Consider the following 4,070-nt stretch of genomic DNA (forward strand, 5'->3'; position numbering starts at 1 on the left):
ATTTTATTAAATAAAATAGATATAGGTGATAAAATAGATTTAGATAATATTTGTGGACTGAATTCGAAATTTGTAATAAAGACTTCAATTAAATTAGGTAAGGGATTGGATAAAGTTAAAATCTGTATTAAAGAGCTGTTTTTTAAGGGCGAAATCAAGCCTGCAGATTTATTTATAACTAATGTTAGACATAAGGAAAGCTTAATTAGAGCCAGGGAAAACTGCGTTGAAGCGTTAGATGCATTAAAAAATACTTCTGCTATAGATTTAGCTTCTATAGATATGAGAAATGCCTGGATTAATTTGGGAAAGATAACTGGTGATACTTTAGAAGAAAATATAATTGATAAGATATTTTCACAATTTTGTTTAGGAAAGTAGGTAGTTGATATTGGAATACTTTTCGGGTAAATATGATGTAATAGTTGTAGGAGGAGGTCATGCCGGATGTGAGGCAGGGCTTGCTGCAGCTAGAATGGGATGTAAAACTTTGATGTGTACTATGAATTTGGATAGCATAGGATTTATGCCTTGTAACCCTAATGTCGGAGGAACGGCCAAAGGTCATTTGGTTAGGGAGATAGATGCGTTGGGAGGTGAAATGGGCGTAAATATCGATCATACTTTTATTCAATCAAGAATGTTGAATACTTCAAAAGGACCTGCAGTACATTCATTGCGGGCTCAGGCTGATAAGAGAAATTACTCAGGGAGAATGAAAAGAGTAATTGAGAAACAGCACAACTTGTATTTGAGGCAGCTGGAAGTAGTAAAAATAAAAACAGATAAAAATAAAAGAGTTTGTGGAGTACTTACTAAAAATGGGGCATATTTTCAAGCGAAGGCTGTAGTTTTGGCTACAGGAACTTATTTAAAAGGTAAAGTAATTATAGGAGACGTTAGTTATAGTTCTGGTCCCAATGGTTTTATGCCATCTAATGATCTTTCACAGAGTTTACTTGATTTAGGGATAGAACTTAGGAGGTTTAAAACGGGTACACCTGCTAGGATAAATAAGAGAAGTGTAGATTTCTCAAAGATGATAGAGCAACCGGGTGATAAAAGGATAATTCCATTTTCATTTATGAGTGAAAAATTAGATAGAGATCAAGTTTCCTGCTATTTAACTTATACTACAAAAAATACATCGAAAATTATAAGAAATAATATAGATAGATCACCACTTTATAATGGATCAATAAAATCTGTAGGTCCAAGATATTGTCCATCGATTGAAGATAAGATAGTTAGATTTCCAGATAAGGAACAACATCAAATATTTATAGAACCTGAGGGAGAAAATACAGATGAAATGTATGTGGATGGTGCTTCTACATCTATGCCTGAAGACGTACAAATTGCCATGTATAAAACTATAATTGGGCTTGAAAATGTAGAATTTTTAAGAACAGGTTATGCTATTGAATATGACTGTATAAATCCACTTCAGTTAAAGCTTTCTTTAGAATTCAAAAAAGTTGAAGGTCTATTTGGAGCAGGTCAGTTAAATGGGAGCTCTGGATATGAGGAGGCAGCTTCCCAAGGAATAATTGCGGGTATTAATGCTGCTCTTAAATCTAAAGGAAAGGAACCTTTTATTTTAAAGAGATCTGATGCTTATATAGGTGTTTTGATAGATGATTTAGTTACAAAAGGAACTGAAGAACCTTATAGAATGATGACATCTCGATCTGAATACAGGTTATTGCTTAGGCAGGACAATGCAGATTTAAGGCTTACGGAAATAGGGTATAAAATAGGGCTGGTCGATGAAAAAAGATATAAAAGATATTTGAAAAGAAAGTATAATATAGAAAAAGAACTGAGTAGAATTAAAAGTGTCCAAATAACACCGAAAAAAGAAGTGATTGATTTTTTAAATTCATTGAATTCTTCTGAATTAAAAAAAAGTGTTAGCTTATATGAACTGATTAAAAGGCCAGAGCTTAATTATTTTAATGTAGAGGGGTTGGATATGAACAGACCTGAATTAAGTGAGGACGTTCAGGAAGAGGTTAATATAATTTCAAAATACGAGGGATATATAAACAAACAACTTGAGCAGGTAGATCAATTTAAAAAATTTGAAAACAAACTTATACCTGGTGATATAGATTATGCTGAGATTAAAGGACTGAGGATAGAAGCTATACAAAAATTGGATAAAGTGAAACCTATGAATATTGGCCAGGCCTCTAGAATTTCAGGGGTTTCACCGGCGGATATTTCTGTATTGCTGATTTATATGGAAAAAAGAATCAGAGAAAGAGCTTTATCTAAGGGCTAATTGCTTTTTTCTAGATTCTTCTAAAGCTCAGATACAAAAAAGCATTTCTTATCTGAACTTTAGAATTATTTGATAGTCATTTAAAATAACAATGATGTGGAGAAATTTTATGAATCATTTTCAAATTATGAAAGAAGTATGTAATGATATTGAATTGAGTTTCAATGAAGAAAAGTATAACAAGTTTATGAAATATAAAGATATATTAAAATTATGGAATAATAAAATGAATCTTACTGCAATAGTAGAAGACGAGGATATTGTTAAAAAGCATTTTATAGATTGTATAGAAATATTTAAATTTTCACCTATAAAAGCTGCTTTAAATATTATAGATGTTGGAACAGGAGCTGGATTTCCAGGAATTCCTATTAAGATACTTGATGAAAGAAAAAGAATCACACTGTTAGATTCTTTAAATAAGAGGATAAATTTTTTAAATCAAGTTGTGTTAAAACTTAAATTGGATGAGATAAACTGTATACATGGAAGAGCAGAAGATTTTTCTAAAAAACTGGAATATAGAGAAAAGTTTGATATGGCTGTGTCAAGAGCAGTGGCAAATTTGGCAGTTTTAAGTGAATTTTGTATTCCATATGTAAAAATAGATGGATATTTTATAGCTATGAAAGGTCCTGCAGTGGAGAATGAAATAAAAGATGGTAGAAATGCAATTAATATTTTAGGTGGGAAAGTAGAGGATATAATCAAGGTAGAAAATTATGGGTTTAATCATAATTTAGTCGTAATAAAAAAGATTAGGGAAACTCCTAAAATTTACCCAAGAAAATCGGGAGTAATTATTAAAAAACCACTGAAATAAATGTAGCAATTTGTCATACGAAATTTATACGAACTAGCAGGATTTTATAAAAGAATAAAGAAATGTTAATAATAGGAAACATAAGAGGGATGATTAAATATGCAAAAGAATATTAATTATATACATGTAGATTTAATTTTGCCTAATGTATATCAGCCACGAAAATATTTTGACGAAGAGAGTTTGGAAGGATTGGCTCAATCCATAAATGCATACGGGGTAATTCAGCCTTTGTCAGTGAGAAAATTAGGTGAAAATAAGTATGAATTGGTTGCTGGAGAGAGAAGACTTAAAGCGGCAAAAAAGGCAGGATTAACTGAAGTACCTGTAATAATAGTTGATATAAGTGATAAACAATCTGCGGCTATAGCACTTTTAGAAAATTTGCAAAGAGAAGATCTTAATTTTTTGGAGGAAGCAGAGGCATATTACAATTTAATAAAAGATCATTCTTATACTCAAGAAAAATTAGCTGAGGTTATAGGAAAAAAGCAATCTACTATTGCAAATAAGATCAGGTTATTGAAATTAGATAATGAAATTAGGAATATATTATTGGATAATGGTTTAACTGAGAGACATGCAAGAGCACTGCTTAAGCTTCCTACTGTGGAGCTTCAGAAAAAGGTATTGAAAGATGTAGTTAAAAAAAATTTAAATGTGAAGAAGACAGAAGAACTCATCAGTAGGGAATTGGATAAAATCATAAACAGAAAAACAAAAAAAAGTAAGGCAAAAAAAATAAAGGGGATATTTTCTCCTAAGGTTTATATAAATACAGTTAAACAGATATTTGATAAATATGGGTTAAATGCGAATTATAAATCCCAGGATTTTGACGATAGAATACAAATAATAATTACAATACCTAAAAAATAAGATGTTTCATGTGAAACATCTTATTTTTTATAAACTAAATAATTATATCGTAAAATCATACACTTTAAAAAAGTATATGAT

General features: G+C 30.5%; 3 protein-coding genes and 1 pseudogene. All 4 read left to right on the forward strand.

The features are described 5' to 3' along the window. Nucleotides 1-381, forward strand: a pseudogene (locus J5G60_RS16970) (tRNA uridine-5-carboxymethylaminomethyl(34) synthesis GTPase MnmE); the annotation flags it as partial. 10 nt (nt 382-391) lie between these two features. Beyond that, on the forward strand, nt 392-2,287 hold the full coding sequence (mnmG, locus tag J5G60_RS16975; RefSeq protein WP_150358977.1) for a tRNA uridine-5-carboxymethylaminomethyl(34) synthesis enzyme MnmG: 1,896 nt from the start codon (nt 392-394) through the stop codon (nt 2,285-2,287). 109 nt (nt 2,288-2,396) lie between these two features. Then, a complete protein-coding gene (rsmG, locus tag J5G60_RS16980; protein WP_150358975.1) occupies nt 2,397-3,110 on the forward strand; it encodes a 16S rRNA (guanine(527)-N(7))-methyltransferase RsmG in 714 nt (237 codons plus the stop codon). A gap of 99 nt (nt 3,111-3,209) precedes the next feature. Further along, complete coding sequence (gene noc, locus J5G60_RS16985) at nt 3,210-3,989, forward strand: nucleoid occlusion protein (RefSeq protein ID WP_150358976.1); 780 nt, start codon at nt 3,210-3,212, stop codon at nt 3,987-3,989. Nucleotides 3,990-4,070 lie beyond the last annotated feature (81 nt).

Source organism: Clostridium sp. HV4-5-A1G (assembly GCF_900184915.1).
Taxonomy (GTDB): domain Bacteria; phylum Bacillota; class Clostridia; order Clostridiales; family Clostridiaceae; genus Clostridium_B; species Clostridium_B aromativorans.